Source organism: Sorangium sp. So ce834, from assembly GCF_051521425.1.
In the GTDB taxonomy this organism is placed as follows: Bacteria; Myxococcota_A; Polyangia; order Polyangiales; family Polyangiaceae; genus Sorangium; species Sorangium cellulosum_D.
Window position 1 is genome coordinate 13621393 of the sequence record NZ_CP150351.1, and the last position, 26627, is coordinate 13648019.

General features: G+C 71.2%; 17 protein-coding genes. 6 read left to right on the forward strand and 11 right to left on the reverse strand.

Annotated features, from left to right (window positions below; genetic code table 11):
- Positions 1-313 precede the first annotated feature (313 nt).
- A complete protein-coding gene (locus WMF20_RS49880; protein ID WP_437609188.1) occupies positions 314-889 on the forward strand; it encodes a TetR family transcriptional regulator in 576 nt (191 codons plus the stop codon).
- Positions 890-914: 25 nt separating this feature from the next.
- On the opposite strand, the gene WMF20_RS49885 is transcribed toward WMF20_RS49880, so the two are convergent.
- Positions 915-1907, reverse strand: a complete 993-nt coding sequence (locus WMF20_RS49885; RefSeq protein ID WP_237244848.1) for a fatty acid desaturase family protein — start codon at positions 1905-1907, stop codon at positions 915-917.
- A gap of 193 nt (positions 1908-2100) precedes the next feature.
- On the opposite strand from WMF20_RS49885, the gene fumC reads away from it, so the two are divergent.
- The 3 genes from fumC to WMF20_RS49900 all read left to right on the forward strand — a co-directional run bounded on the left by fumC (position 2101) and on the right by WMF20_RS49900 (position 8793).
- Entirely contained in the window at positions 2101-3501 is a 1401-nt protein-coding gene (gene fumC / locus WMF20_RS49890; RefSeq protein WP_437609190.1) for a class II fumarate hydratase, read from the forward strand.
- 183 nt (positions 3502-3684) lie between these two features.
- Entirely contained in the window at positions 3685-5226 is a 1542-nt protein-coding gene (locus tag WMF20_RS49895; protein ID WP_437609192.1) for a porin, read from the forward strand.
- Between the two features lie 9 nt (positions 5227-5235).
- Positions 5236-8793 (forward strand): PHP domain-containing protein, encoded by a 3558-nt coding sequence (locus WMF20_RS49900; protein WP_437609195.1) that lies wholly within the window; start codon positions 5236-5238, stop codon positions 8791-8793.
- A gap of 71 nt (positions 8794-8864) precedes the next feature.
- Here WMF20_RS49900 and WMF20_RS49905 read toward each other — a convergent pair whose 3' ends face one another.
- The 3 genes from WMF20_RS49905 to WMF20_RS49915 all read right to left on the reverse strand — a co-directional run bounded on the left by WMF20_RS49905 (position 8865) and on the right by WMF20_RS49915 (position 15497).
- Positions 8865-13982, reverse strand: a complete 5118-nt coding sequence (locus tag WMF20_RS49905) for an AAA family ATPase (protein ID WP_437609197.1) — start codon at positions 13980-13982, stop codon at positions 8865-8867.
- Between the two features lie 139 nt (positions 13983-14121).
- Entirely contained in the window at positions 14122-14313 is a 192-nt protein-coding gene (locus WMF20_RS49910; RefSeq protein ID WP_437609199.1) for a hypothetical protein, read from the reverse strand.
- A 158-nt stretch (positions 14314-14471) separates the two neighbouring features.
- Positions 14472-15497, reverse strand: a complete 1026-nt coding sequence (locus WMF20_RS49915; protein WP_437609201.1) for an arylamine N-acetyltransferase family protein — start codon at positions 15495-15497, stop codon at positions 14472-14474.
- Between the two features lie 85 nt (positions 15498-15582).
- Here WMF20_RS49915 and WMF20_RS49920 point away from each other — a divergent pair, with 85 nt between their 5' ends.
- Positions 15583-16572 carry a LysR substrate-binding domain-containing protein gene (locus WMF20_RS49920; RefSeq protein WP_437609203.1) on the forward strand — a complete coding sequence of 330 codons (990 nt, stop codon included), beginning with the start codon at positions 15583-15585 and terminating at the stop codon, positions 16570-16572.
- A gap of 63 nt (positions 16573-16635) precedes the next feature.
- On the opposite strand, the gene WMF20_RS49925 is transcribed toward WMF20_RS49920, so the two are convergent.
- The 4 genes from WMF20_RS49925 to WMF20_RS49940 all read right to left on the reverse strand — a co-directional run bounded on the left by WMF20_RS49925 (position 16636) and on the right by WMF20_RS49940 (position 21028).
- Complete coding sequence (locus tag WMF20_RS49925) at positions 16636-17937, reverse strand: STAS domain-containing protein (RefSeq protein ID WP_437609205.1); 1302 nt, start codon at positions 17935-17937, stop codon at positions 16636-16638.
- 13 nt (positions 17938-17950) lie between these two features.
- Complete coding sequence (locus tag WMF20_RS49930) at positions 17951-18466, reverse strand: hypothetical protein (RefSeq protein WP_437609208.1); 516 nt, start codon at positions 18464-18466, stop codon at positions 17951-17953.
- Positions 18467-18660: 194 nt separating this feature from the next.
- The gene (locus WMF20_RS49935) at positions 18661-20103 is read right to left on the reverse strand and encodes an HTTM domain-containing protein (protein WP_437609210.1); all 1443 of its coding nucleotides are present in this window, start codon (positions 20101-20103) and stop codon (positions 18661-18663) included.
- Entirely contained in the window at positions 20009-21028 is a 1020-nt protein-coding gene (locus tag WMF20_RS49940) for a hypothetical protein (RefSeq protein WP_437609212.1), read from the reverse strand. Before WMF20_RS49940 ends, WMF20_RS49935 begins: the two co-directional genes overlap by 95 nt.
- 380 nt (positions 21029-21408) lie before the next feature.
- Between WMF20_RS49940 and WMF20_RS49945 the strand changes: the two genes are divergently transcribed.
- A complete protein-coding gene (locus WMF20_RS49945; RefSeq protein WP_437609215.1) occupies positions 21409-22446 on the forward strand; it encodes an oxidoreductase in 1038 nt (345 codons plus the stop codon).
- Between the two features lie 52 nt (positions 22447-22498).
- Here the strand turns inward: WMF20_RS49945 and WMF20_RS49950 are convergent, their stop codons facing one another.
- The 3 genes from WMF20_RS49950 to sucC all read right to left on the reverse strand — a co-directional run bounded on the left by WMF20_RS49950 (position 22499) and on the right by sucC (position 26627).
- The gene (locus tag WMF20_RS49950) at positions 22499-24205 is read right to left on the reverse strand and encodes a protein kinase domain-containing protein (RefSeq protein WP_437609217.1); all 1707 of its coding nucleotides are present in this window, start codon (positions 24203-24205) and stop codon (positions 22499-22501) included.
- A 246-nt stretch (positions 24206-24451) separates the two neighbouring features.
- Complete coding sequence (gene sucD, locus WMF20_RS49955; RefSeq protein ID WP_437609219.1) at positions 24452-25333, reverse strand: succinate--CoA ligase subunit alpha; 882 nt, start codon at positions 25331-25333, stop codon at positions 24452-24454.
- Positions 25334-25427: 94 nt separating this feature from the next.
- Positions 25428-26627: an ADP-forming succinate--CoA ligase subunit beta gene (gene sucC / locus WMF20_RS49960; RefSeq protein ID WP_437609221.1), complete on the reverse strand. Its 1200-nt coding sequence runs from the start codon at positions 26625-26627 to the stop codon at positions 25428-25430.

Below are 26627 nucleotides of genomic sequence, written 5' to 3' on the forward strand. Positions count from 1 at the left end.
GAAAACCTAGGGAGCGGTCTCGGCCCTGTCAACGGGGCGGGGCGATGTCGCGGGGCGGGGCGATGTCGCGGGGCGGGGCGACGTCGCGGGGCGGGGCGACGTCGCGGGGCGGGGCGACGTCGCGGGGCGGGGCGACGTCGCGCGGCGGGGCGACGTCGCGCGGCGGGGCGACGTCGCGCGGCGGGGCGACGTCGCGCGGCGGGGCGACGTCGCCGCTGCGCGAGCCGCTCGCTTGCCGCTACACTGCCCTCGTGAACGGCGGTCCCGCGCTCTTGCACCGCGCCCCGGGGTGGGCATCATGAAGGATCGACCCATGCCCTACGATTCGGCGGCGACCAAGAAGAGGCTCCTCGACGCCGCGCTCGACGAGTTCGCCGAGCGAGGCCTGGCCGGCGCGCGCGTGGACCGCATCGCCGACAAGGCGTCGGCGAACAAGCAGGCCATCTACGCTTACTTCGGCTCGAAGGAGGACCTGTTCCGCTGCGTGCTCGGGGAGCGGTGCAAGAGCGTGTTCGACGCCGTGCCGTGCGACCCGTCGGACCTCCCGGCCTTCGTCGCCGGCGTCTTCGACTACCTGGTCGAGAACCCGAAGAGCGTGCGGATGATGATGTGGAGGCAGCTGGAGCTCCCCGACGAGGCGGAGCACGACGCGGCGGCCGCCAGGGTGCGCGCGCTCGGCGCGGCCCACGACCTCGGGGTGGCCTCGAAGCAGTGCGCCGAGGACCTGTTCGTCCTCCTCCTCGGGCTGCCGATGGCGTGGTTCACGTTCGCCTCGTGCCAGCCGGCGGCGAGGGGAGCGGCGGCGCAGCAGCGGCTGCACGCCTTCAGGCGCTCGATGATCGCGGCGGCGGAGGCGATCGTGAAGACGACGGCGGAGAAGAAGCGGTAGCCCGCTCCGGGCTGGGGAGCGAGTCTCAGGCGGTGACGCCCGGCTGGATGCCGTTCATCGCCATCATCTTCTGCCGCTCGGCCTCCTTGTTGAGGCCGCGGTAGCGCTCGTCGAGCTTCGCGATGTCGAGCTTCAGGATGCGGCCGTACAGCTCGAGGGCGATGCCGACGATCGACGGGTGGCACGCGGACTTCACCCGCTCATCGTAATAGGGATACGCCGCCACGTGGAAGCGGCGCAGGTTGTAGAACGGGATGCCCGGGAACTTGTGGTGCTCGTTGTGGTACGTGACGTTGTTCCACATGAAGTTGGTGAAGTGCGCGCTGGTCCCGTACGTGCGCGAGCTGTACGCGTCCTCCCCCGGGAGCATCTCGTAGTGCTCGATCATCGAGGTCACGCTGGCGAGGATCGCGCCGAAGATGAACGGCAGGGCGTAGAAGAAGAAGAACACCTGCCTCGGCATGACCCAGAAGAAGAAGGCCATGAGGCCCCAGAAGCCGAGGATCTCCAGGTTCATCTTGACGCGCTGGAGCGCCGACAGCCGCTTCACGTAGCGCGCCATGCAGCCGAGGAAGTACAGCGGATAGGCGAACGTGTAGACCGCGAGGAGCAGGAGCTTCGCGAGGACGGGGTTCCGCGTGTAGTCCGTGACGACGAAGTTGTCGACGTCAGGGTACGTGTTCGCGATCTTGTGATGATGAAGGTGGTAGTTCGTGTACAGCGTCACGCTCATCCCGGTCGGCGCCCAGCAGACCAGGGCGATGAGGTACGAGACGAGCTTCGATCGCGAGCAGCTGCCGTGGACGGCGTCGTGCGCGACCGCGCCGAGGCCACGGACGAGGTTGGCAATCGCGAAGGAGCAGACGATCCCGATCGGGATGGCGAGCGGGTGGTGCTGCGTCGCGTACAGCACCCACGTGAGCGCGGCCCAGATGCCGAAATGAAGCGGAATCTTGAGCAGGTAAATCGGGTTGCGCTTGTAGGCAGCCTGCAGCAGCTCCCGCGGTACCGTGTCCATGCCGGCCATACTGATCTCCGTGTTTCTCGCGCGTGCGCGGCCCGGAACTTCGCAAAAAATAGGCGAGAAAACAAGAGCACGCCCGCTTTTTACCCCCGCTTAACACCCGCGGCGCGAATGCCGTTACGCAGGAGCCCGGGCGCCGGGGGGCGCGCCGCTTGAGGGGCGCGCCCGCCGCCGCTAAGACGCGGCGATGGGGACTCGCATCGAAAAGGACAGCTTCGGGCCGATCGAGGTGCAGGCCGACCGCTACTGGGGGGCGCAGACGCAGCGATCCCTGGAGAACTTCCGGATCGGCGGCGAACGCTTCCCGCGGGAGATGATCGCCGCGCTCGCCACGGTCAAGAAGGCCGCGGCGCTCGTCAACCGCGACCTCGGGCTCCTGCCAGCGGACAAATGCGGGCTCATCGTCGCGGCGGCCGACGAGGTGATCGCGGGCAAGCTCGACGACCACTTCCCGCTCGTCGTCTGGCAGACGGGGAGCGGCACCCAGACCAACATGAACGTGAACGAGGTCATCGGGAACCGAGCGATCGAGCTCAGCGGCGGGGTGATGGGCTCGAAATCGCCGATCCACCCGAACGACGACGTGAACCGGTCGCAGAGCTCGAACGACGTGTTCCCGACGGCCATGCACGTCGTCGCCGCGCTCCAGATCGAGCGCCGCCTGCTCCCGGAGGTCCGGCGGCTCCGCGACACCCTGGCGCAGAAGAGCGCGGCGTTCGCGGACATCGTCAAGATCGGCCGCACGCACCTGCAGGACGCGACGCCGCTCACGCTCGGGCAGGAGTTCTCCGGCTACGTCGCGCAGCTCGACGCCGGCATCGCCGCGATCGAGCGGGCGCTGCCGCCGCTGTACGAGCTCGCGCTGGGGGGCACGGCGGTCGGGACGGGGCTGAACGCCCACCCGGAGTTCCCGGCGCGCGTCGCGGCGAAGATCGCCGAGCTCACCGGGGCGCCGTTCGTCACGGCGCCGAACAAGTTCCAGGCGCTCGCGTCGCACGACGCGCTCGTGGCGGCGCACGGCGCGCTGAAGGCGCTCGCCTGCGGCCTGACCAAGATCGCGAACGACGTCCGCTGGCTCGCGAGCGGGCCGCGCTGCGGCATCGGCGAGATCACCATCCCCGAGAACGAGCCGGGCAGCTCGATCATGCCGGGCAAGGTGAACCCCACCCAGGCCGAGGCGATGACGATGCTCTGCGCGCAGGTGCTCGGCAACGACGTCGCGGTCGGCGTGGGCGGGGCGAGCGGCAACTTCGAGCTCAACGTGTACAAGCCGCTCATCATCCACAACGTGCTGCAGTCGATCCGGCTGCTCGCCGACGGCTGCGCGTCGTTCGACGAGCACTGCGCGCGCGGCATCGCGCCGAACCGCGAGCGGATCGCCCGCAACGTCCGCGAGAGCCTGATGCTGGTGACCGCGCTGAACCCGCACGTGGGCTACGACAACGCCGCGAAGATCGCCAAGAAGGCGCACGCGGAAGGGACCACCCTGCGCGAGGCGGCGCTCGCGCTCGGGCTCCTCGACGCGCGGACGTTCGACGAGGTCGTGAGGCCGGAGCGCATGATCGGCCCGTCGGCGGACGAGGAGTGATCGCGGCCCGGGGCGAGCGCCCGTGGCGGGAGAGCGCGCTCCTCGCGCCGTCGGCCCGCGCCCGGCCCGCCCGCGCGTTGACACCCCGTCGCGTCCTGCGATAGACGAACAGCGCCTGCCAGCGGCGCCCGCTGCAGCTCCGCAGCGATTCCCACCCTCGCCGCCGGCCGACAGGGGAGGCCGATGACAGCTTGCGCATGGACGCGCCGCGGCGCGGATCCTCGGTGGTCCAGGGCGAGGCGGCGCTCGGGCGGCGCTGCCGCTGTCGTCCTCGGGGCCGCGGCGGCGCTCGGGTGCCCGCCGGCGGGCGCGCAGCCGAGCCGGCCGCTGCCGGTCCAGCCGCCGGCCGCCGACCCGCTCCCCGTGCCCCTGCCCGCGGCCCCGGGGCCGCCCGCCGGCGCCGCCTCCGTCGTGCCCCCCGGCGACCCCGCGCCCGCCCCGCCGTCGGCCGCGCCCGCGACGCCGCCCGACGCCGCCGCGCCGCCCGCCGCCGCGCCGCCCGCGGGCGCGGCGCTGCCGCCCCCCGGCGCCGCCTTGCCGCCCGCCGGCGCCGCCTTGCCGCCGCCCTCGGGCGCTGCGTTGCCGCCCGCCGGCGCCGCGGCCGCCACGCCGGGCGTTGCGGCCGCGCCGTCGCCCGCCGGCTCGGACGCCGCGCCGGCGTCCGAGGGCGCGGCGGGGCCGCCGTTCCAGCTCAGCATCGGGCGGCTCCTGCTCTCGCCGCTCGTGCTCGTGCAGGCGCAGGCCGTGCCGTACGTGGGCGACGACGCCTACCTCCAGGCGGGCGACGTCGCCGAAGGGCAGGGGTTCCGCGTGCGGCGCGCCCGCGTCGGCTTCGCGGGCACGCTCGCCGGGTATGTGCCGTTCGCGGTCTCGGGCGAGCTCGCCGCGGGCGCGGACGGCGCGCCGCGGCTCTCCGAGGCGTGGATCGGCTACGCCCACTTCCCGTTCGCTAACCTCTATTTCGGCGCGCACGACGTGCCGTTCAGCCGCTCGGCGATGACGGGCGCCGGCGAGGGCGCGCTCCTCGAGCGGCCGTTCGCCGTGCGCGCCATGGCGCCCTTCCGCCAGGTCGGCCTCCACGTCGAGGGGCACTTCCGGGACAGGGCGTTCAGCTACTTCGCCGGCATGTTCAACGGCTTCCAGCGCTCGGATCAGTTCTTCGCCGGCTACGTCGAGAACGCCGCGCTCTCCGGCAACCGGTTCGACCACGTCGCCTACGTCGCGCGCCTCGCCACCGAGCCGCTCGGCCCCCTCCCGCGCTCGCTGCAGGACCTCGCCGTCTCGAGCCCCCGCCTCGGCGCGGGCGCGAGCTACTTCTTCAGCGACGGCGGGACGCGCGACATCCACGGCATCGGCGCCGACGTCCTGTTCCAGGCCGCGGGCGCGCACGCGCTCGCCGAGCTCCTCTGGAACCAGAGCGACCCCGAGCGCGCCCCGACGCAGCCGCTCGGCCAGCTCGCCCCGGTCACCTCGCTCGGCCTCGTCGGCGAGGTGGGCTACTTCGTGAAGCGCATCAAGCTCGGCGTGACCGTGCGGTTCGAGTGGCTCGATCCAAACCTCGATCTCGACGACGAGACCGACAGCTGGGCGCTCACCGCCGGCGCGAGCTACCACTTCATCGACAACGTGCTCAAGGCGCAGGCCGACTTCACCCACCGGCAGGAGATCCACGGCGTCGCGCTCGACAACGACGCCGTGGCGCTAGGGCTCCAGCTCAACCTGTAGCGGCCCGCCATGCGAACCCGCCGCCCCGCCCCGCTCGCGCCGCGCTTCGCCCTCGGCCTCGCCGGCCTGATCGGCCTGATCGGCCTGGTCGGCTGCGACGCGCCGAACCTCCTGCGCGCCAAGCCGATCGAGAACCGGTTCGAGCTCGTCGGCGGGCCGGTGGCGATGGCCGATGTCGGCGATTTCCTTCTGGAAAACGACGAGATCCGGGTCGCGATCCTCGGGGCGCGCCACTCGCCGGGGCCGGGCGTCTACGGCGGCTCGCTGGTCGACGCCGACCTGCGCCGCCCCGATCCGCGCTTCGCGAGCGCGTCGGGGCGCGATCGCTTCGCCGAGTCGTTCCCGGTGGCCAACCTGCTCGTGCCGGATCCCGGCGCCACCGAGGTCTCCGTGGCGAAGGACGGCTCCGACGGGCAGGAGGCGATCGTCCGCGTCGAGGGCGACGGCGGGTTCCTCTTCCACGCGCTCGGCGTGCTGAAGACCCAGGAGGACCTGCTCGGCCTCCTGTTCGACGGCCTCAAGCCGGAGATGCGCTTCCGCACCGACTACGTCCTTCGCCCGGGCGAGCGGTTCGTCACGATCCGCACGACGCTGCTCCTGCCGGACAGGGCGGTGGGGTGCCCGAGCGTCGGCGCCTGCGCGCTCGAGTGCGAGAACGGCCTCGCGGCGGGCGAGGACGGCTGCCCCACGTGCGCCTGCGGCGAGCCGCTCTCGCTCGACAACTACGCGGGGCCGTCGGACATCTTCCGGGGCATCCTCGGCGACGTCCGCGGCGACGATCCCGAGCGGAAGGGCGGCATCGTCGCCGGCGATTTCGTCTTCTTCGGCAACCAGAACGACATCTTCGGCCCCGGCATCGGGTTCGACGAGGAGAAGGCGGTCTTCGACGCCCTCTTCTCCGGCCGGGACACGTTCCAGCGGCCGCTCAGCTTCGACTTCGTGGCCGCGGCGGGCGGCGACGTCAGCTACGGCTACTTCACCAAGGCGCGCCCGGGCGACCCGCCCTCCACGGTCAACGTCCCCGTCTTCACCAGCGCGGCCACCGCCTTCCTGAGCGCCGGCAAGAGCTGCCTCGCCGCGGGCGACGACGACGAGGCGTGCGACCACAAGCGGTCGTTCACCTACGAGCGCTACTTCGCCGTGGGCGAGGGCGACATCGCGAGCGTCGCCGAGGTGGTGTACGGCGCCCGCGGCGCGCCGACGGGCGCGCTCGAGGGCGCGGTCCTCTGGCGGTCGACCGGCGAGCCCGTGCCGAACGCGCGCGTCCACGTCTTCCGCGACCCCGACCCGGCCGCGCGCTTCGCGACCGTCGACGAGCTGGTCGAGGCGAGCCTCGCGCGCTCGGGCGACGTGGGGCTCGTGAGCTCCATCGACGCCGACCTCGGGCTCGATCCGGTGGAGGACGGCGATTTCCATGCGCGGCTCGAGCCCGGCGGCTACCTGCTCGTCGCCGAGAGCCCGGGCGGCGCGGCGGTGTCGGCGCCGATCCGCGTGGCGCTCGGCGCCGGGGCCACGGTGTCGGTCGCGGCGGAGCTGCCGAGCCCCGCGCGGATCGCGTACCGGGTCGTCGACGAGGGCGGCCGGCTCTCGCCCGCCAAGCTGACGTTCGTCGCGCTCGACGCCGCGGGGCGGCCGCGCGAGGGCGACGGGACGCGGCGGGTCTACCTAGGGCACGGCCGGCTCGGCAGCGGCGTCCGGCAGATCGAGCGCTCGGCGACGGGCGAGGGCTCGGTCGAGATCGAGCCGGGCCGCTACCGGGTGCTCGTCACGCGCGGGCCCGAGTTCGGCCGGTTCGAGGTCCCGGACCTCGAGGTGCGCGCCGGCGACATGCGGCGGATCGATGCGGTCGTGCCGCGCGAGGTCGACTCGACGGGCTGGATGTCGATCGACATGCACCTGCACCAGCGCCCGAGCTTCGACAGCGGCATGCCGCTCGAGGAGCGGGTGACCTCGGCGGTCGTCGAGGGGCTCGAGGTCGCGGTGGCGACCGATCACGACGTGCACACCGATCTCGAGCCGGCGGTGCGGCAGCTCGGGCTCGAGCCGCTCCTGAAGACGGCGATCGGCGCCGAGGTCTCGACGCTCGAGCTCGGCCATTTCATCGGCTTCCCGCTCCGTTACGACGAGCTCGCGGTGCCGGATCACGGCGTCTTCGACTGGGTCTGCCGCCCGGGCGGCGACGTGATCGACGGCGTCCGCGGCGCGGCGGCGGCCGGCGAGGACGCGCTCGTGATCGTGGCGCACCCGCGCGACGGGTTCATCGGGTACATCGATCAGCTCGGCGTCGACCCGTTCACGCTGGACCGGACGATCCCCACGCTCGAGGCGAGCAACCCGCTGTTCCAGGCGGGCAGCTGCGATTTCGACGCGATGGAGGTGTTCAACGCGAAGCGGTTCGATCTGCTCCGGACCCCCACGGTGCAGGAGGTGGTCGATTTCAACCGCTGCCTGTCCCGGATCGACGCCGCGCAGGACGAGGCGTCGCTCGGCGCGGCGTGCGGCGGGATCCCGGTGGAGCTGCCGGCGTGCCTGCCCGGCGAGCGGTACGCGGTGTGCCAGCAGCGCGCCCGCTCGGCGCTCGCCTGGCAGGTCACGAAGCGGATCCTGACGAGGACGCCCGAGGAGCAGGACGCGATCTGGGGGTTCGACGGGACCGCGGCCGAGGGGGAGGCGCTCTGCCGTGTCGGCGAGGGGGGCGCGGTCCCGGAGGAGGACGCGGATCGGCCGTGCACGTTCCACGCGGGCCAGGTCGACGATCTGTTCCGCTACCTCGACCACGGCTTCTCGCCCACGCAGCTCGCGAGCAGCGACAGCCACGGCGCGTCGCCGGAGCCGGGGTTTCCGCGCACCTATTTCCGCTCGCCGACCGATCAGCCTGCGGCGGTCGATCTGGGCGAGGTCACCGGCGCGCTGCGCGCGGGCGGCGCGTTCGCGACGTACGGCCCGTTCGTCCGCGCGGGCGTGGGCGGCGTGACGTACGGCGGGGTGGCGCGGATCGAGGGCGACACGGTGCCGCTCGATCTGCGGATCGAGACGGCGAGCTGGTTCGGCGTGGATCGCGTCGAGGTGTACGTGAGCGGCCGGCTGGTCCGGGTGCTCGAGCCCTCGGCGGGCCCGTCGGCGATCGTGGACGTCGACGAGCGGCTCGAGCTGCCGGCGCCGGCGTCGGACGGCTGGGTCGTGGTGGTGGCGATGGGCCTGCGCGACGAGAACCTCCTCACGCCGGTCGCGCTGCCGGTGTCGTTCGGCGAGCTGCAGCTGCCGCGGGTGGCGAGCCTCGCGTTCACGCAGGTCGAGGCGCTCTCGCGGTTCTTCACGGCGTCTCCGCCGGTCCCCGACTGGTACCCGGTGGCGCCGTATGCGGTCACGAACCCCATCTTCCTGGACCGGGACGGCAACGGCGTTTACGACGCCCCGCGCGGCCCGCCTCCGTTCTGCGCGAGGCCCTGCGATCCGAGCGTGATCGACCCGTCGCAGTGCCCGAAAGGGCAGGAGTGCCTGCTGGAAGAGCGGGTGTGCGGGATCTTCGTGCTGGGCCGCTGCGAGGACAAGCAGGCGTCGCCGTGACCAGGGCCCGGGCGGGGGCGCGCGGCCGCGCCCACCGCACCGGGCGGGGGGCGACGCGGAGCGCCGCAGGCTCAGTGGGCCGGTCCGGTGCTGGGCGGCGCGAGCGCGTGGGCCACGGCGCTCTGCAGCGTCGAGCGGGTGACGATGCCCCGAAGATCGATCCCGCCCTGCACGAGCGCGCGGGCGACCTCCGGCTGCATCCCCGTCAAGATCGCCCGCGCGCCGAGCAGCCGCAGCGCCGAGGCGGTGCGGATCAGCGTGTCGGCGACCCCGGCGTCGACGTGCTTCAGGCCGGTGATGTCGATGATGACGACGGACGGGTTGTGGCGCTGGACGCCGGCGAGGGTCGCCTCCAGCACCTGGTCGGCGCGCGCCGCGTCCATCGTCCCGATGAGCGGCATGACCAGGACGCGATCGGTGATCGGGATGATGGGCGTCGCCATCTCCGAGAGGCGCAGGCGCTGCACCTCGATGATCTCCTCCTGGAGGGCCGCCCGGGCCCGCTCGGCGCGCTCGCGCTCGCAGAGCTCTTCGAGCAGCCGTTCATTCGCCTGGTTCAGCTCGTCCGCGTTCCGTGACAGGCGTTCGTTGACCGAGCAGAGCTCCTCGGTGCGTCGCTGCACCTCGCTCTCGAGCCTGTCGCTCATGGCGCGATAGCCCTCGGAGATCTCCTGCAGGCGGCCGTAGAGCAGCGCGTTCTCGATCGCCGCTGCGATCTGCGCGCAGAGGAGGCGGAGCAGCTCGATCTGCTCCGGGGTGAAGGCGCCGCTCGCGAGCGCGTTCTCCACGTACAGCACGCCCGTGAGCCGGTTCTGGTGGATGAGCGGGAGTCCCATCACCGATTTCGGCCGGCGCGCGGCGAGGTAAGGGTCCGCCGCGAAGCGAGGGGTCGCGGCGGTGTCGTCGAGGATGACGAGCTCTCGCGTGCGCGCCACGTAATGCACGACGCTGACCGGAAGATCCGAGGACTCCTCGAGCGGACGCCGGAGCTCCACCTCGACCGATTCAGGGTCGATCGTGATGGCCGCCTCGATGACGAGCCGGTCCTCGCGCGCGAGCACCAGGGAGCCGCGCTGGCCGCCGGCGCTCGAGAGAACGGCGCGCATCACGCGATCGAGCGCCTTCCCGAGCACGAGCTCGCTGGAGATCGCGTGCGTCGCCTGCAGCACCGCCGCGACGTCGACGAGCTTGTTGAGGAGCGGGTGGTTCACCGAAATGGTGCTCGATCTGGAGATGGCCTGATCGCGCTCCGCCGCGGGCGCTCGATCCGCGAGGGGCGCGTCGAGCCCGTGCTGCCGGATCAGCGCCGCGGCCTTTCGCTCGGCCCCCCACTGCCGGTAGGCGTGCATCGCCGCGTTCAGGTAGAGCGCCGCGATGCGCCGCCGGCCCTTGCGGGCGTAGTACAGCCCGGCCAGCTCCGACGCGAGCGCTTCGTACTGGATGAACTCGCTCTGACGGGCGGCGTCGATGGCATCGTCGTAGAGCTCCATCGCCTCCGCGTCGCGGCCGGAGGCGCGCGCCACCTCGCCGAGCACCAGGAGGTGTTTCGCGCGGAAGTTGTCAGGGCACTGGGTCGCCCAGCGCTCGAGCTTCTCGAGCGACGCGGAGAGCGCCTCGGCGTGCCGTTGCCGCTCGCGCTCGTCGCGCTCGCCGAGCGCGACGAGCGTGAGCGCGAGATAGAAATGGTATGTCGCCTCGATCGGCATCGCCATGACGGCCCCGAGGACCGGGCGCGCCGCCTCCGCGGCGGCGAGCGCCGCATCGGGCCGGCCGTGGGAGTAGAGCAGGATGAGGCGGATGATGTGATAAAAGGCGATACCGCACCCGAAGCTCGCCCGGGTGAGGGCGGCCAGGCACTCCTCCTCGGGGAAGCCCTCCTCGCTCAGCGAGACGTCGTCCGCGGTGAGCCCCTTCAGATTGCGCAGGAATTGCTGCTCAAGCCGAATGGTCTCTAGGACGGCGTGGTTGCCTGTCTTTCGCGCGAACGACGCGAAGCGCTCGGCGACGCGGTGGACCTCCTCCAGCGGGTCGCCCTTCTCGTAGACCTGCCAGACGGTCTCGAAGGCCAGGTAGCTGGCGTACACCAGGTCGCCGGCCTCGAGGCAGGCGAGGAACGCCCTCTCCAGGATGGGCAGGTCGTTCCGGATGGGCTGGACCCAGAAGTTGATGTGGTCGCCGTGGAGGTGCAGCAGCGTACCGCGCAGCGAGACGTCCCCGAGCTTCTCGTTCAGCCGGATCGACATCTCCGAGAAGCGGAACCCCGAGGGGATATCGCCGAACGCCGAGACCAGCATCAGCCCGTACACGCTGTACGCGAAGCACGACGCCTCGGTGTTGCCGTGCCGCAGCGACAGGTTGAGCATCTTCAGCGCGATGAGCGGGAACACGCCCGGCCGCCCGATGTACGCGCAGGGGGCGCAGTCGGCGAGCAGGTTGATGATCGCGCGGATGTGCTCATCGGCGAGCAGCGGCGCGTGCAGGATGTCCTCGATGGTCCTGCCCGCCATGCTCTCGGGGATCTGCGCGATCTCGGCCGAGATGGCGGCGCCGATCTCCTCGCTCGCCCCGGGGATCTCGACGCCGAACAGGCGCAGCGCGTCCTGTCCCACCGTGACGCCCTCGTCGTAGCGGCCGGCGACCTGATAGAGCTTCATCCGCAGGCTCTGGACCCGCGCCCGATCGAGGTTGGCCGGCGCCGTGTCGAGCAGGCGCTGGAACAGCGCCTCTGCCTCGGCGAAGCGGCCGCACAGGTACTCGCACTCGGCCGCCTCCAGCGTGAGCGCCCAGCGCAGCGCGCGGTCTCCGGAGGCCCCATCGTCTCCGAGCGCGCTCCGTCCGGCGCTGAAGTACTCGGCCGCGGCCCCATAGGCGGTCGCGCTCTTGGCCTTCCTCCCGGCGCGCAGGTTCAGGCGCCCGAGCAGCTCGCGCTCGCCGGGATCGGAGACGAGGGGGGCCCCGTAGTTCAGGTGGTTCACGACATCGAAGAGCTGCTCCTCGGGCGGCTCTCCGTGCTGACTGGCCAGCATCAGGCGGCCGACGCGCAGGTGGGCAGCGCGCTTGTGCTCGTCCGCGATGAAGGCGTACGCCGCCTGCTGGACGCGATCGTGCAAGAACTGGTAGGAGACGGCGAGCGACGCCTCGCTCGGGGGGTCGCCCTGGGATGGCTCTCCCGGCTGGACGAGCCGGTAGTCTGTGTCGATGGGGAGCAGGACCCCTTCCTGCATGGCCTCCCACAGGTCCTGTGCCGCCTGCGCGGCGGGCTGCTCGGAGATCGTCGCGAGCGTGCGCAGGTCGAACCTGTGCCCGATGCACGCCGCGAGCTTCAGGGCGCGCTGGGTGGGCGGCGAGAGCCTCTGCAGCTTGGCGATCATGAAATCGACGACGTTGTCCGTCACGTCCTGCGACGCGATGACGTCGAGGCTCCATGTCCATCTGCCGGTCTCCGGCTCGCAGCGGAGGAGCCCATCGTCGCTCAACATCCGCAGGAACTGCCCGATGAAGAACGGGTTGCCCTGCGTCTTGCCGTGGATGAGCTCGGCGAGCTGCGCGACGTCCTGCGCCGCGCGGCCCAGGGCGTCCGAGACGAGCGCCGTCACGTCCTCCGGCGAGAGCGGCGCGAGGGGGATGTCCGTCACCGCCGCGTCCGCGGCGCGGACGGCGTCGAGGGTGATGATGAGCGGGTGCGCCGGGCTCACCTCGTTGTCGCGGTACGCTCCGACGACCAGGAGGTGGCCCGTGTCGGGGTCGGTGAGCAGGAGCCGCAGCAGCCGGAGCGACGCCGGATCCGCCCATTGCAGGTCGTCGAGGAACAGGACCAGCGGGTGTGACGGGGCGGCGAACACGCCGAGGAAGCTCCGGAAGACCATGTCGAAGCGGTTCTGCGACTCGGAGGGGCCGAGCGCCGCGACCGGGGGCGCCTCGCCGAGGATGAGCGCGAGCTCGGGGATGAGCTCGACCAGGATCCCGGCGTTCGCGCCGAGCGCCGCGCCGAGCTCTGCTCTCCAGCGGGACAGCGCCTCCGTCCGCTCGGAGAGGATCTGCTGCACGAGACCCCTGAACGCCTGGACGACCGAGGCGCAGGGCACGCCGCGATTCAGCTGATCGAATTTCCCGTGCGCGAAGTGCCCCCCGACCCTGGCGATCGCCTTGTAGGTCTCGTGGACCAGCGCGCTCTTGCCGACGCCGGAGTAGCCGGAGACGAGCGCGAGCTCCGCCGCGCCGGCTCGGACCCGCTCGAAGGCGGCGAGGAGCCGGTCCCGCTCCGCGTCCCGGCCATAGAGCTTCTGCGGGACGCGCAGCTCGTAGCTGCGATCGCTCCGCCCGATGGGGAAGGGGTCGACTCGGCCCGTCCGCTCGAGGGAGCGCAGGCACTCCGCGAGGTCGGCCTTGATGCCGTACGCGCTCTGGTACCGATCCTCGGGGGCCTTGGCGAGGAGCTTCATGACGATCTCGGACACCGGCTGCGGCACGTCCCCGCGGCGCTCGTGCGGCGGCATGGGCGGCCGCGCGATGTGGCTGTAGAGGAGGTCCATCGGATCGGCGTCCGAGAACGGCAGCGCGCCGGTGAGCATCTCGTACAGGGTGACGCCGAACGAGTAGAGATCCGTGCGGTAGTCGATGCCCCTGTTCATGCGACCGGTCTGCTCGGGCGATATGTACGCGAGCGTCCCTTGCAGGGTGGAGACCGAGGTCGGCTGCTGGAATTCCTGCTGGAGCCGCGACGCGGCGCCGAAATCGATGAGCGTGGCTCGGCGGAGATCCGAGCTGATGATGATATTCCTGGGGTTGATGTCCTTGTGCGTGATGTGACAGCGGTGCACCGCGCCGATGGCGTCGGCGATGGCGACCGAGAGCGCCAGCGCCGTGCGCAGGTCCAGCCGGCGATCGTGGAGGATCGCCCTCAGGGTCGTGCCCTCGACCGCCTCCGTGACGAGCGCGAGGCCGCCGCGGGTCCTCTCGAGCGAGCACGCCCGCACCACGGCGTCGAGGTCCAGATCGCGGAGCAGAGCGAACTCGTGCCGCAACAGGGCGAGATCGCGGACGCTCGGGTGCTCGCCCTTCAGCGTCTTGATGACGACCGGCCGCTGATCCGCGGCGCGGCGGCCACGGTACACGTGGGTCTTGCTGCCTTCGTGGAGCAGCTGCTCGACAACATATCCTGGCAAATCGATCGACGCTGTGGTGCCCATACGTGCTTGCGCTCGAGCTCGTGATGGCCCTGACATTCTGTCTCGTCGGGTCGACGACGGGCCGAGAGCATGAGTATAGAACAATCTTTTTCTGGAACGCGCAAAGAACGCACGTGATGAAGGCTCGATGTGCGCCGGGTCACGCTCTCGCGTCCCGCACATCTTGCGCGCCGGGCAGGTCGCGCTCCGGCGCTCGGCTCACCTGGGCGACGACCATGTCGGGCCGCGTGCTCATCTCCCCGAGCTGGCGGTCGGGGAGCCACGCCTCGAGGTCGAGCGACTCGCGCACGCCGGTCGTCGGATCCAGCACACGGACGTCGGGCTCGCTCACGTTCTTGTCGCGCAGCTTCCTCCGCCACGAGGAGGGGGGCGCGGATCGGGGGCGCCAAGGCGCTAAGGCGTAAAAAAGAGAGGAGAGGATTGAGTGCCACTCACTTTCTCTCTGCCTCTTCTTGCGCCTTTGCGCCTTTGCGCCTTTGCGCCTTTGCGTTAGAATCTCTCCTCTCTTTCGCTCGCTCCGCCGGCCGACGCGAGACGGCGCAAGGCCTCGTGGATCCCGTCCAGGCCTGAAAGGTCGAGCCCGAACTCCCCCTCGAGCGCGTCGCGCAGCGCGTCCGCGCTCGCGAGCGTGCGCTGCTCGACGCCGCCGTCGCGGCGCCGGTACGTGAGCTCGCGATCGAACAGCGTGACGCGCCCGTGCGGGGTCGGTCGCGCCACGACAAGGCTCCGCACGAAGAGCGACCTGGGGTTCGTCGAGACCCACCAGTTGAACAGGTCGTAGTCGGCGGGGAGCTGCTCGGTCAGATCGAACCAGTACAGCGCGCGCCAGGCCTCACCCGACTTCACCTCGAGCACCTGACCGCCGTCCTCTCCGCGCAACCGGAAGGTCTCGAGCGGCGTCTCCTGCTCGACGTCGTGCACCAGCCTGAGCGGCGCGACCGGCGCGAGCGCCCCGAACCCGACGTCGGCGAGGTAAGTCCCCTCCGCAAGCTCGACGCGGAGCAGCATGTGGCTGCGCGGCCTGGTCTCGCCCTCGGGCGCGCCCCACCGCACGCGCGCCGCGAGCCCGCGCACCTCGAACCCGAGCGCGCGCAGCGCGTGCGCGAGCAGCCCGTTCTGCTCGTAGCAGTACCCGCCGCGGCGGCTGCGCACGAGCTTGCGTTCGATCGCCGCCGGGGAGAGGTCGACGCGCCGCCCCGACCACGAGTCGAGGTTCTCGAAGGCGATCGCGCGCGGATGCAGGGCGTGGATGGCGCGCAGCGTATCGAGCGTCGGCGCACGTGGGCCGTCATAGCCGATGCGCGCGAGGTAGGCGTCGAGCGCGATCATGCCGCCTCCTCGGTGAAGCGCGGCATTCGTGCCGAAGCGCGGCGTCTCGCCGAGCCCCGGGGCGCGGACGACCTCCACGTCGCGCGGCGCGAGCTCGACGGCAGTGTGCGGCAAGGCGGTGTCGAGCGAGCGCGCCCGGAGGCTGCCGGACATACCGATCGCTCGGAGCAGGGACGGATCGTTCATGCGACCATCCTGCTACGTGGACGATCGAGCCGGTAGAGGCTCCATTTGGACGTATCGTCCACCAGATGGTACGATCAGCGGGCCGATGGACGAGTGGAACGACCTCGCGCTGTTCGTGCGGATCGCGGAGCACGGCGGGCTGTCGGCGGCGGGGCGCGCGCTCGGCGTGCCCAAGTCCAGCCTGAGCCGGCGTCTCCAGCTCCTCGAGGAGCGGCTGGGGGTGCGGCTCGTCCAGCGCACCTCGCGCAAGTTCATCATCACCGACGTGGGTGAAGCGGTGCTCGAGCACGCGCGCGCGATGCGCGTCCAGGCGGACGCCGTCGAGACCGTGGCGCGCCATCGCGTCGCGGAGCCCAGCGGGATGATCCGCATGACCTGCTCGATCGGCATGAGCAAGCACCTCGTCGCGCCGCTCTTGCCGCGCTTCATGGTGCGTCATCCCAAGGTCGACGTGTTCCTCCACGCGACAAATCGCCTCGTGGATCTGGTCGAGGAGCGCTTCGACCTCGCGCTCCGCGGCTATGGCGGCCCGCTGCCCGACACCGGGCTCGTGCAGCGGCTGCTCTCGCCGACGCCCTGGGTGCTCGTGGCCGCGCCGCGCTACCTCGACGCGCGCGGCGCGCCCGCGACGCCCGACGAGCTCCGCGCGCATAGCGGGCTGTTGCTCGGAGGGCCGAGCTCACGCGCGGTCTGGAGGTTGCATTCCCGCGAGGCGACCGAGGAGATCCCGTTCGTGCCGCGCCTGCGCACCGACGATTCCGTGACGCTCCTGGGCGCGGTCGTGGCGGGCCTCGGCATCGTCGCGCTGCCCGAGTACTCGTGCCGTGACGAGCGCGCGCGCGGGGAGCTGCGGCGCGTGCTGCCCGAGTGGCAAGTCGGCGATCACCGCGTGACGCTGCTGGTGCCCTCGCGCCGTGGGCAGCTCCCGGCGGTGCGCGCGCTCGCGGACTTCCTCGCGATCGAGGTCCCGCGGATCGTGGGGCGCGGGACGCCTCGCGCCGGCGCGAGCGTCGAGCCCTCCCGTCGGCGAGCCCGGGCCCGAGCTCGCCCTGACGCGAGAGGAGAGGGCGGCTGACGCTGCAGTTCCCTGGGTTCGCCCCGAGCGCCGCGGCGGCGCCGCTGCCGCGCCCGGAGCTGCCTACCAGGCGCTGCTCACCGCGTGAGCGATGCCGCTTTGCAAGGTGCCCTTCGTCACGAGGCCGCTCAGATCGATGCCCAGGTGAACGAGCGTCTGGGCCACCTCGGGGCGAATCCCGGTGAGCACCACCTGCGCCCCGAGGAGCCGAACCGACTTTGCCGCCCGGAGGACGACGTCCGCCGTGTGGCTATCGACCTCGCGGACGCCCGTGATGTCGATGATGGCCACGCTCGCGCCGGTCCTCTCGACCCCTTGAAGCAGCGCATCGATCACCCGCTGCGCGCGCTCATGATCGATGCCGCCGATGAGCGGCATGACCATGACCTTCTCCGTGATCGGAATGAACGGCGCGGACAGCTCGTCCAGCCGCGCCGCCTGCATGCGGATGATCTCTTCCCTGAGCCGCGCCGCCCCTTCAGCCTCCGCTGCTTGCCTGCGCGAGGTGACGTCCACGGTCACGCCGCGCACGCCCACGAGCGCGCCAGCCTCGTCCTTGATGGGGACCAGGCTGATCTCCACGTGGATTGTGCGCCCGTCCTTGGTGATCCATCGAACGGAGCAGACGCCCCCGTCGGCAGCCAGCATCGCGCCGGTCTCGGCCAGCGCCCGCCGCTTGTCGTCGGGGTGGGTGATGGTCAGCCAGAACTCGCTCGTCGAATACCACTCGGCCACGTCGTATCCGGTGAGCACCTTGACATACTCGCTGACGAATTGAGCGCTCGGCGTCGCGGAGCCGTCGCCGAACCGCGTCTCCCACACGAGCGCCGGCACGTTCGCCAGGATGCTGTCGAGCCTCTGGCTCAGCTCTTGCGCCTGCTCGAGGACGCGGGTCTTCTCGGCGTCCAGCGCCGCGAGCTCGGCGAGCCGGACCTCCAGCTGGCCCGCCTGCTTCTCGATGATCTCTTCGCGCTGCGTGACGAACCCTAGCCCGATTTGAAACGTGGCATGGGACAGCAGGTCCTCCAACGCGCGCGTCGCGGACGGCGGGACGTCGCGTTCGTGATCCAACCTCGCGAAGAGCGCCTTGCGCAGCGACGTGAGCAACAGGCGCAGATCGTGCCAGCCGATCTGTACGGACTGAGGGACATCGAGGAGCTCCGCCACGGCCCTCCGGGTCTGCTCGTTCGCGCCGTGCTCGACGTCGGCCGCGAGGGCGGCCAAGAGCTTGGCGACGAGCCGCCGTGCGGCCGGGGCACCCATGCTGGCGAACGCCCCCCCGCGCCGCTTCACGAGCTGCTCACAGAGCTCCGCGGAGAGCTCGTCGGACGCCTGCTCGATGTGCTCGCTTACCGATGTCGTCATCAGGTTGGCCATGTCACCATGTGATGTGAAACGTGCACAATGGCGCGCCTTTGTCCATGCAGCCATCGGTGCCGTGCTCGAGCAGAGCTCTCTCTCCGAATTTCTTGAAGCACCCCTGGACGACGCCGCGGCACAGCGCACATGGAAACAACGGGGTTGCGTAGCGGATGACCGCGCTGCGCTCGTCCTCGAAGGTGGTGGCGATGTAGCCTATCTCGGATCCTCGGACGTTCATGCGGTATGCCGTGTTCAGGCCGGCCAAAGCGCCCTTCGGGTCCTTGATCTCCGGAGGAAGCATCGCCGATTCCATGATCTTCATCCCGACCGCGTGGAGGACCACGTCGCCGACCTGTGCGCCGACGGCCATGAAGATGGATCGAGCCGTCTCCAGCGGGTACCACGCGTCCTCGTCGATTCCATCCAGGTCATGAGCCTCGAGGATCCGGTCGATGAGCGTTTGTGATCGCTCGAGGCCGCGGATGAAGGAGTGCAGTGCAGCACCGGAGTATTGCCCATCGAGCTTCGACACGGATCACCTCCCAAGACGCGTGAATGGTGCTGCAATCCTGCAACGATGACAAGCTGATTCGAGAGCGCCCTCGCGCCCAATCGGTCGGGGAGCACACGAGGCGCCGAGGCACGCCTGCAGTCCAGAGGCTGTAGAGCGAAGACAACCTCTTCGACGCGCAAGATTGTCGTTGGGGTTACTTGGGCGACGCGGGGTTAGGGGGGCTGCACGACCGCGAGCAGCCCTCTCGGTTGCGACGCCAGATCCAGCGTCGGGTCGACGAGATCGCGGTACGGCCCTCCGTTCAGCGACGCGACGACCTTGGCCGTGACGATCGGCCGCACGCCGAAGTCCTCCCGCCAGCGATCGGCCACGTGGTGCGCGAAGTCGACGATCATGTCGGGCCGCGCGCTCATCTCCCCGAGCTGGCGATCGGTGAGCCACGCCTCGAGGTCGAGCGACTCGCGCACGCCGGTCCGCGGATCCAGCACGCGGACGTCGAGCTCGCTCACGTCCTTGTCGCGCAGCTTCATCCGCCACGAGAAGCGGTGTCCGGCCTCGTTCCAGGCGACGTCGCCCGGATACGCCCAGTGGCGGAGCGGCACCGCGAGGTGGACCAGGAGATACCCGTGGAGCAGCGCGAGCGGCAGGCCGCGCCGCCGCCCCGCCGCGGGCGAGGGGACCTCGGCGCCATCGCCCGGGCGGTCCGCGCTCCGGAAGAGGAACGGGAGACGCCGCCTCGGCCACGAGGGATCGGCGAAGAGCGCGAGCGAGGCGATCATCGCGTAGGGGAAGATCCCGATCTTGAAGAGGAGAGCGTTGGAGAGGTTGAAGACCACGGCGAGCGCCGCGCCGATCGGGAAGGTGCGTCGGGAGAAGAGCAGAAAGCCCATCGAGAGGTCGATGAGCAGCCCGGCCCACGAGAGCGCGAGCCCCGCGGCCGGCGTGGCGAGGAGCGGCCCGACGAGGGGCGCGCCGCGGTGCTCGGCGAGCCACATGGTGAGCGGCTGTCCCCGGAGCCAGTCGCCGTTCAGCTTCGCGACGCCGCCGTAGAAGTAGACGATCGCGATCTGGGCCTTGAGGGCGAACAGGTAGAGGCGCGGCGCCGTCTCGGCGGGCGCGCCGGCCGGCGAGGCGCGGCGCGCGCGGAGGCGATCGAGCGAGAGGGCGCGGTGCGCCGGGGCGACGGCGAGCAGCAGGCCGAGGAGGCAGAGGAGATAGAGGTGGTTGAGGTACTGGGCCTTGTCGAGGAGGAAGACATACGCGAGCGCGGCGCAGAGGAGCGCGGCGCTCACCCGGTAGAAGAGCCCGGCGGCGCAGAGGAGCGAGAGGACGAAGAGGGCGGCGAAGTGCCAGTACATCCCCGTCCCGCCCCAGGGGCGGATGAAGGGGACGAAGCTGAAGTAGAAGCCAGGCTCGATGTAATAGCGGTAGATCCGGTCGTGGAGGACGTACCGGACGACCTCCCACGCGATCAGGGAGCCATAGGCGATGCGGAAGACGGCGAGCGAGGCGGCGTCGACCTCGGCGGAGAGGTAGGCCGCCCAGCGCCGCGCGAGGGCCCTAGTGGCGGTGGTGGGGGTGGTGGTGGTGCTTGTGCTTGTGCTTGTGCTTGTGCTTGCCGTGCACGTGGATGTGGACCGCTCGCCCGTCGTCATCGTCGTCATCGTCGTCGTGGACCACCACCACGCCTGGGGCCGCATTGACCTTGACGCCCACGCTCCACGTCGTCGCCACGATCACGTTCAGGGCCGGCGCGGCCGGGCCGACCACGACGTGCACGCCGGGGCGGTAGCCGACGAGCACCACGTCGGCGTGGGTCGGGTGCGCCACGACGACGGTGAGCTTCACGGGGTTCACCTTGGCCGCGACCGTGCCGACGCAGTAGAGGCCGCCGGGGCCGGGGGTCAGCACGACGACCTCGGAGCTCGAGCCCACGAAGCCGAGCTTGATCTTGCGGTCGCCGACGGGGATGGGCTTGAGGTTCGCGTCGAGGACGTACACCCGCACCTGACCGGAGGCCTTGTCCGCGACCACCTCGATCGTGTCGTCGCCGACCACCTGGATGATCCCGCCGTTCGGGCCCGTCTTGCCCGCGGGGATGGGCCTCTTCTCGGCCTTGCGCGCGCCCTCGACGATGACCCTCGTGCCCCCGGCGGGCACGTGGAGCGTGCCATTCCACGGCTTCCCGGCGACGACGACGTTGTACTGCACCTCGGTGAGGTCGGCCTCGAGCTTGGGCCCGGCCGCGACGAGGAGCCCTGTCTTCGCGTCGAGCGCGAGCGGGACCTTCTCCTCGCCGTTCGGCCCTCTCCAGGTGAGCGTGCCGCTCACGTCCTTGTCGATGGGCTTGCCGTCGGGCGCCTTCACGAGCGCCCGCACGGCGCCGTCGGGGGCGATCTCCCACGCGACCGAGCCGCCGTCGTGCTCCTCGGTGAGTGGCTCTTCGAGGGCGACCGGGGCCGCCTCGACCGACTCCTCGGTCACGCTGGCCTCAGCGCTGCTCTTGCAGCCGGCCGAGAGCGAGCTGCCGGCGATCAGAGCGGTCAGGGCGACCGCAGAAACGACGCGCTTGGCGTGCATCAAAGCCTCCAAGCGGAGCAGGCTATCGCAAGCGCTCCGCTGCGTCTGTACGGACGCGCGCGCGCCGCGGCGATGAGGGGTAGGGGCGGCGACATCGGGAGCGCGGCAACCACACCTCCCCCGCGATCCTCGGTCGCGCGGGGCCTCTGCGGTGAGATCGTGAGCGTCGAAGGGGCCTTTGGCAGTGCGACACATTGGAATCACGATCGCTGTGGACGCTCGTGGCGGTTCGCCAGGCGCGATCGCGAGCGTTGCGGACGCGCTCGGCGGTTCGCCCGTCACGAGCGCGAGCGTTGCGGACGCCCCTGGCGGCCCGCCTGCGCCGCCGGGCTTCCCCCCAGTGGCTCTTCGGGCTAGCGTCCGCGGCGAGCTCGCCAGCCATGTCCCAGCGCGTCTATGTCGGCCTCGTCGGCTACGGCCTCGCCGGCGCCGTCTTTCACGCCCCGCTGATCCGGGCCATCCCGCGGCTGCGCCTCGCCGCCATCGCGACCCGACGGGAGGGCCAGGTCATGACCGATCACTCGGGCGTCGCCGTGCATCCGACGCCCGAGGTGCTGATCGCCGAGCCCGGGATCGACCTCGTGGTCATCGCCTCGCCCAACGAGACCCATGTCCCGCTCGCGCGCGCGGCGCTCGAGGCGGGCAAGCACGTGGTCGTCGACAAGCCGTTCACGATCACGAGCGCCGAGGCGGACGAGCTCATCGCGCTGGCCGCCCGCCGCGGCCGGCTCCTCTCGGTGTTCCAGAACCGCCGCTGGGACGCGGACTTCCGCACCGTGCGCCACTGCGTCGAGCAGGGCCTGCTCGGCCAGGTGGCCTCGTACGAGGCGCACTTCGACCGGTTCCGCCCCGCCATCAAGCAAGGCTGGCGAGAGGAGGCGGCCCCGGGCTCGGGCATCCTGTACGACCTCGGCGCGCACCTGATCGATCAGGCCCTGGTGCTCTTCGGCCCGCCGCGCGCCGTCACCGCCGACCTCCTGGCCCAGCGGCCCGAGGCGCGCGCCGTCGATTACTTCCACCTCACGCTCGACTACGGCAGGCGCCGGGTGGTCGTGCGCTCCTCCACGCTGGCGTGCGAGCCGGGCCCGCGCTTCGCGGTCCACGGCGACGGCGGGAGCTTCCTCAAGTACGGCATCGACGGCCAGGAGGAGGCCCTGAAGGCGGGCAAGCGCCCCGGCACGCCGGAGTGGGGGAGGGAGGATCCGCGCTGGTTCGGCACGCTGGTCACGGCGAGCGGCGAGCGGCGCGCGATCGAGAGCCTGCCCGGCGCCTACGAGGCCTATTACGAAGGGATCGCGGACGCGATCCTCGACGGCGCCCCGCCGCCGGTGCGCGCCGAGGAGGCGCGCGACGTGATCCGCATCATCGAGGCCGCGATGAGGAGCTCGGCCGAGCGGCGGACGATCCCGCTCGAGTGAGCGCGAGGGCGTCCGCGCGCGCAGTCAGCGCTGCGACGCGCGGGCGCGCTCCCTACTTGTAGGGTTCGACGATGTCCGAGATCGCCGGGGCGGTGATCTCCCTGGGCGGGGGCGCCGCAGTTGCAGTGGCCGTGGGCGCCGGCGGCGATCGGGTGACCGTCACCCTCTTTTTCTTACGATTCTGAGGCGCAATGCCGCTGCGCACGACGGCAGAGGAGGGCGGCGCGTTCTCCACGGCGTCGCGCCGCCTGTGCGCGGCTGCGGCGAGCTCCAGGGCTCCCGGCTGCGCGCCCTGTGGGGTGATCACGACCTCCTCGACCAGCTCGGATCCATCCTTGAAGAGACGGACGCGGCGCACTGTCCCGAGCGCGCCCGTGAGCTCGATGGCTCCGTCGTTCGGATCCTTCCTCACGCCGTCGACCTCCACGGACGCATCCTGCGGCGAGATCCGGACGGCGACGCTCGACACGCTCGCCGGCGCGACGGCTTCGGGCTGCGCAGCCGGGGGTTGCGCCTCGTGCTGCTGCTCCTCGGGCCGCGCGCCGGCGCGCGCGCCTGCCTCGCGGAGCGCCATCGCTGCGACCGCCGCGCCGCCCAGCGCCAGCGTCAGCGCGGCGCCGAGCGCTCCCATGCGTCGGATCCTGCCGCCGGCTTCCCGCGGCGTCGCGCCGGGTTGGACGGGCCCTGGCGCCGGGTTCACGCGAGCCTCGCCTGGGGAGGCCGCCTGGAGCGCCTGGCTCGCGACGGCCGTGTCGCGCGGGGGGAGATCGGGCTGCACGCTGGCGGCGGCAGACGGACTCGATAGGATCTGCGTCGTGGCGCAGTCGAGCCGATGCGCGACGGCCGTGCGCTCCGCCTCGGTGAGCGGGGCGAGCATGTCCTCGCGCAGGCCGAGGCCTTCGGGCGTGAGCGCCCGGATACCGTGCAGCATCGCCTCGGCGCTCCGGAAGCGACCGTCGGCCTCGATCCTGAGCGCGGTATGGCAAAGGAACGCGACCTCGGTCGGCACCCAGGGCGCGAGATCTTGCACGAGCGGCGGCGGTCTGGTGCAGATGGCCAGGATGAGAGCGCCGATCGCGTCGGCCCCTTGATGCGGCGTGCGGCCGGTGAGCGCGCGATAGAGCACGACGCCGAGCGACCAGATGTCGGTCCGGTGATCGATGGTCTTGATGCCCCGCGCCTGCTCGGGCGACATGTAAACCGGCGATCCGAGCAAAGTCCCCGAGCTCGTCAGTCCTGTCGTATCGATGCCGTAGGCGGGATCCGTCCGGATCTTGGCGATCCCGAAGTCGAGGACCTTGACCACGATCTCCCCGCCATGGCCGCGGGCAAGGAACAGGTTCGCCGGCTTGATGTCCCGGTGCACGATGCCCGCCCCGTGGGCGTGCTGCACGCCCATGCACGCCTGGCCGACGATCCGGAGCGCCAGGTCGGGCGGAAGCGGCCCCAGGCGACGGAGCAGATCCTCCAGATCTCCTCCGGCGAGGTACTCCATCGCCATATACGGGGCTCCCGTCGCCGGCTCGACCCCGGCGTCGAGCACCTGAGCGATGTGCGGCGAGGCTGCGGCCATGGCCGCCTTCGCCTCGCGCCGGAAGCGGCGTACGAGATCGTCGCTGAGCTTCTTCTCCGCGCGAATGACCTTGATCGCGACGCGCCGGTCAGAGACGAGCTCGATCGCCTCATACACCGAGCCCATACCGCCCTGCCCGAGGAGGCGGACGATGGTGTACTTCCCGTCGAGGACCTGGCCGAGCACGCGTGGACGGCCACGCTATAAGAGCCAGTTTCGCGGCGCAACAGCCGCATGTCGAGGCCGCTCGCCGCTCGCCGCGCGGAGCGCTGCGCTGATCAGGAATCCATCCCGGCCACTGCCATCCCGGAAGAGCTCACCTCGCGCGCTGCTCGCCGCGTGCGCTGCCCGAGCAGGGGAGCCGGTGAAGGCAGAATATTTCCCAGGAGCAGAGCGCCGTCCGCATGGGACGGGCTCTGCCCTTGCGTGGGTTCAGCGTGCCGCCGCCAGCGCCGCCTGCATGGCGATGCCCATCTCGGCCGGCGTGGTGGCCACCTTGGCCCCCGCCGCCTCGAGCGCCGCGATCTTCTCGGCCGCGGTGCCCTCACCGCCCGCGATGATCGCGCCGGCGTGGCCCATGCGCTTGCCCGGAGGCGCCGCGCGGCCGGCGATGAACGCGGCCACCGGCTTCTTCATGTTCTTCTTGATCCACGCCGCGGCCCGCTGCTCCGCCGTGCCGCCGATCTCGCCGATCAGCACGACCCCGTGCGTCTCGGGATCCTGGTTGAAGAGCTCGAGCACGTCGATGAAGTCCATGCCGCCGACCGGATCGCCGCCGATGCCCACGCAGCTCGACTGGCCGATGCCGAGCGCGCTCAGCTGGCCGACCGCCTCGTAGGTCAGCGTCCCCGAGCGGGAGAGCACGCCGATGTTCCCCTTCTTGTGGATGTGGCCCGGCATGATCCCGATCTTGCACTCGCCCGGCGTGATCACCCCCGGACAGTTCGGCCCGATGAGGCGCGCCGGCTTCCCCTCGAGGAAGCGACGCACCCGCACCATGTCGAGCACCGGCACGCCGTCGGTGATGCAGATGACGAGCTTGCAGCCCGCGTCCACGGCCTCGGTGATCGCGTCCGCGGCGCCGACCGGCGGCACGAAGATGCACGAGACATCGGCGCCCTCGTTGCGCACGGCCTGCTCGACCGTGTCGAAGATCGGCACCTTGTCTTCGAAGCGCTGGCCGCCGCGACCGGGCGTCACGCCGGCGACGACCTTGGTCCCGTACTCGATGCAGGCGCGGGCGTGCTGCGACCCGTAGGCGCCCGTGATGCCCTGGAAGACGACCCGCGTGTCCTTGTTGACGAGGATGCTCATCGCTTGATTACTCTACCTTCAACGTGGACAGGAGCTCGGCTATCGCCGGTCGCTCGCTGCTCAACTGGGTTCGGGGCTCGGTGCTCGCGGGCGCCTAGGCGCCGCCCTGGGCCTTGCCGCGCGTGGCGGCGACGATCTTCTGCGCGCCGTCGGCCATGGAGCTCGCCGACTGGATGGTCAGGCCGCTCTCGTCGAGCAGCTTGCGGCCGGCCTCGACGTTGGTCCCCTCGAGGCGGACCACGAGAGGCACCTTGAGCCCGAGCTCCTTCGCCGCGGCGATCACCCCGGCCGCGACGACGTCGCAGCGCATGATGCCGCCGAAGATGTTCACGAAGATGCCGCGGACCCGCTCGCTCCGGAGGATGATCTGGAACGCGGTCTTGACCTGCTCCTGCGAGGCGCCGCCGCCGACGTCGAGGAAGTTCGCCGGCCTGCCGCCGTAATGGAGGATGATATCCATCGTCGCCATCGCGAGCCCGGCGCCGTTCACGAGGCAGCCGATGTCGCCGTCGAGCGACACGTAGGAGAGCCCGGACCGCTTCGCCTGGAGCTCGACCGGATCCTCCTCGTCGACGTCGCGCATCGCGTTCCACTCGGGGTGCCGGAACTCGGCGTTGTCGTCGAAGCTCACCTTCGCGTCGAGCGCGAAGACGTCCCCCGCGCCGGTCACGACGAGCGGGTTGATCTCGAGCAGCGAGCAGTCCTCCGCGGTGAAGCACGCGTAGAGCGAGGCCACGAGCTTGAGGAACTGGCGCTGCGTCTCCTTCGCGGTGAGCCCGAGCGCGATCGCGAGCTGCCGCCCCTGGTACGGGGCGAGGCCGAGCACCGGATCGATGAAGAGCTTGAAGATCTTCTCCGGCGTGCTGTGGGCCACCTCCTCGATGTCCATGCCGCCCTCGGTCGAGGCGATCACCGCGATGCGGCGGCGCTCGCGATCGACCAGCATCGCGAAGTAGAGCTCGCGCGCGATGTCGAGGCCCTGCTCGATGTAGAGCCGGCGGACCTTCTGCCCCTCGGGGCCCGTCTGCTTGGTGACGAGCTGCATGCCGAGGATCTTCTCGGCGAGGGCGGTCGCTTCGGCGCTGCCGCCCTTCGCGACCTTCACGCCGCCGCCCTTGCCGCGGCCGCCCGCGTGGATCTGCGCCTTCACGACGACGACCGGGTTGCCCGTCTGCGCGATCAGCCGGTCGGCGATCGGCGCCACCTCGCTCGCCTGGAAAGCGGGCTCCCCTTTCGGTACCGGCACCCCGTAGCGCGCGAAGAGCTGCTTGCCTTGATACTCGTGGATTTTCAT

Excerpts from the sequence above, each read along its gene's own strand:
- WMF20_RS49920 (WP_437609203.1), top strand. The coding sequence starts at position 15,583 with ATGGACGAGTGGAACGACCTCGCGCTGTTCGTGCGGATCGCGGAGCAC.
- sucC (WP_437609221.1), bottom strand. The coding sequence starts at position 26,627 with ATGAAAATCCACGAGTATCAAGGCAAGCAGCTCTTCGCGCGCTACGGG.
- WMF20_RS49880 (WP_437609188.1), top strand. The coding sequence starts at position 314 with ATGCCCTACGATTCGGCGGCGACCAAGAAGAGGCTCCTCGACGCCGCG.
- sucD (WP_437609219.1), bottom strand. The coding sequence starts at position 25,333 with ATGAGCATCCTCGTCAACAAGGACACGCGGGTCGTCTTCCAGGGCATC.
- WMF20_RS49905 (WP_437609197.1), bottom strand. The coding sequence starts at position 13,982 with ATGGGCACCACAGCGTCGATCGATTTGCCAGGATATGTTGTCGAGCAG.
- WMF20_RS49900 (WP_437609195.1), top strand. The coding sequence starts at position 5,236 with ATGCGAACCCGCCGCCCCGCCCCGCTCGCGCCGCGCTTCGCCCTCGGC.
- WMF20_RS49925 (WP_437609205.1), bottom strand. The coding sequence starts at position 17,937 with ATGACGACATCGGTAAGCGAGCACATCGAGCAGGCGTCCGACGAGCTC.
- WMF20_RS49915 (WP_437609201.1), bottom strand. The coding sequence starts at position 15,497 with ATGAACGATCCGTCCCTGCTCCGAGCGATCGGTATGTCCGGCAGCCTC.
- WMF20_RS49935 (WP_437609210.1), bottom strand. The coding sequence starts at position 20,103 with ATGACGACGGGCGAGCGGTCCACATCCACGTGCACGGCAAGCACAAGC.
- WMF20_RS49945 (WP_437609215.1), top strand. The coding sequence starts at position 21,409 with ATGTCCCAGCGCGTCTATGTCGGCCTCGTCGGCTACGGCCTCGCCGGC.
- WMF20_RS49940 (WP_437609212.1), bottom strand. The coding sequence starts at position 21,028 with ATGCACGCCAAGCGCGTCGTTTCTGCGGTCGCCCTGACCGCTCTGATC.
- WMF20_RS49885 (WP_237244848.1), bottom strand. The coding sequence starts at position 1,907 with ATGGACACGGTACCGCGGGAGCTGCTGCAGGCTGCCTACAAGCGCAAC.
- fumC (WP_437609190.1), top strand. The coding sequence starts at position 2,101 with ATGGGGACTCGCATCGAAAAGGACAGCTTCGGGCCGATCGAGGTGCAG.
- WMF20_RS49895 (WP_437609192.1), top strand. The coding sequence starts at position 3,685 with ATGACAGCTTGCGCATGGACGCGCCGCGGCGCGGATCCTCGGTGGTCC.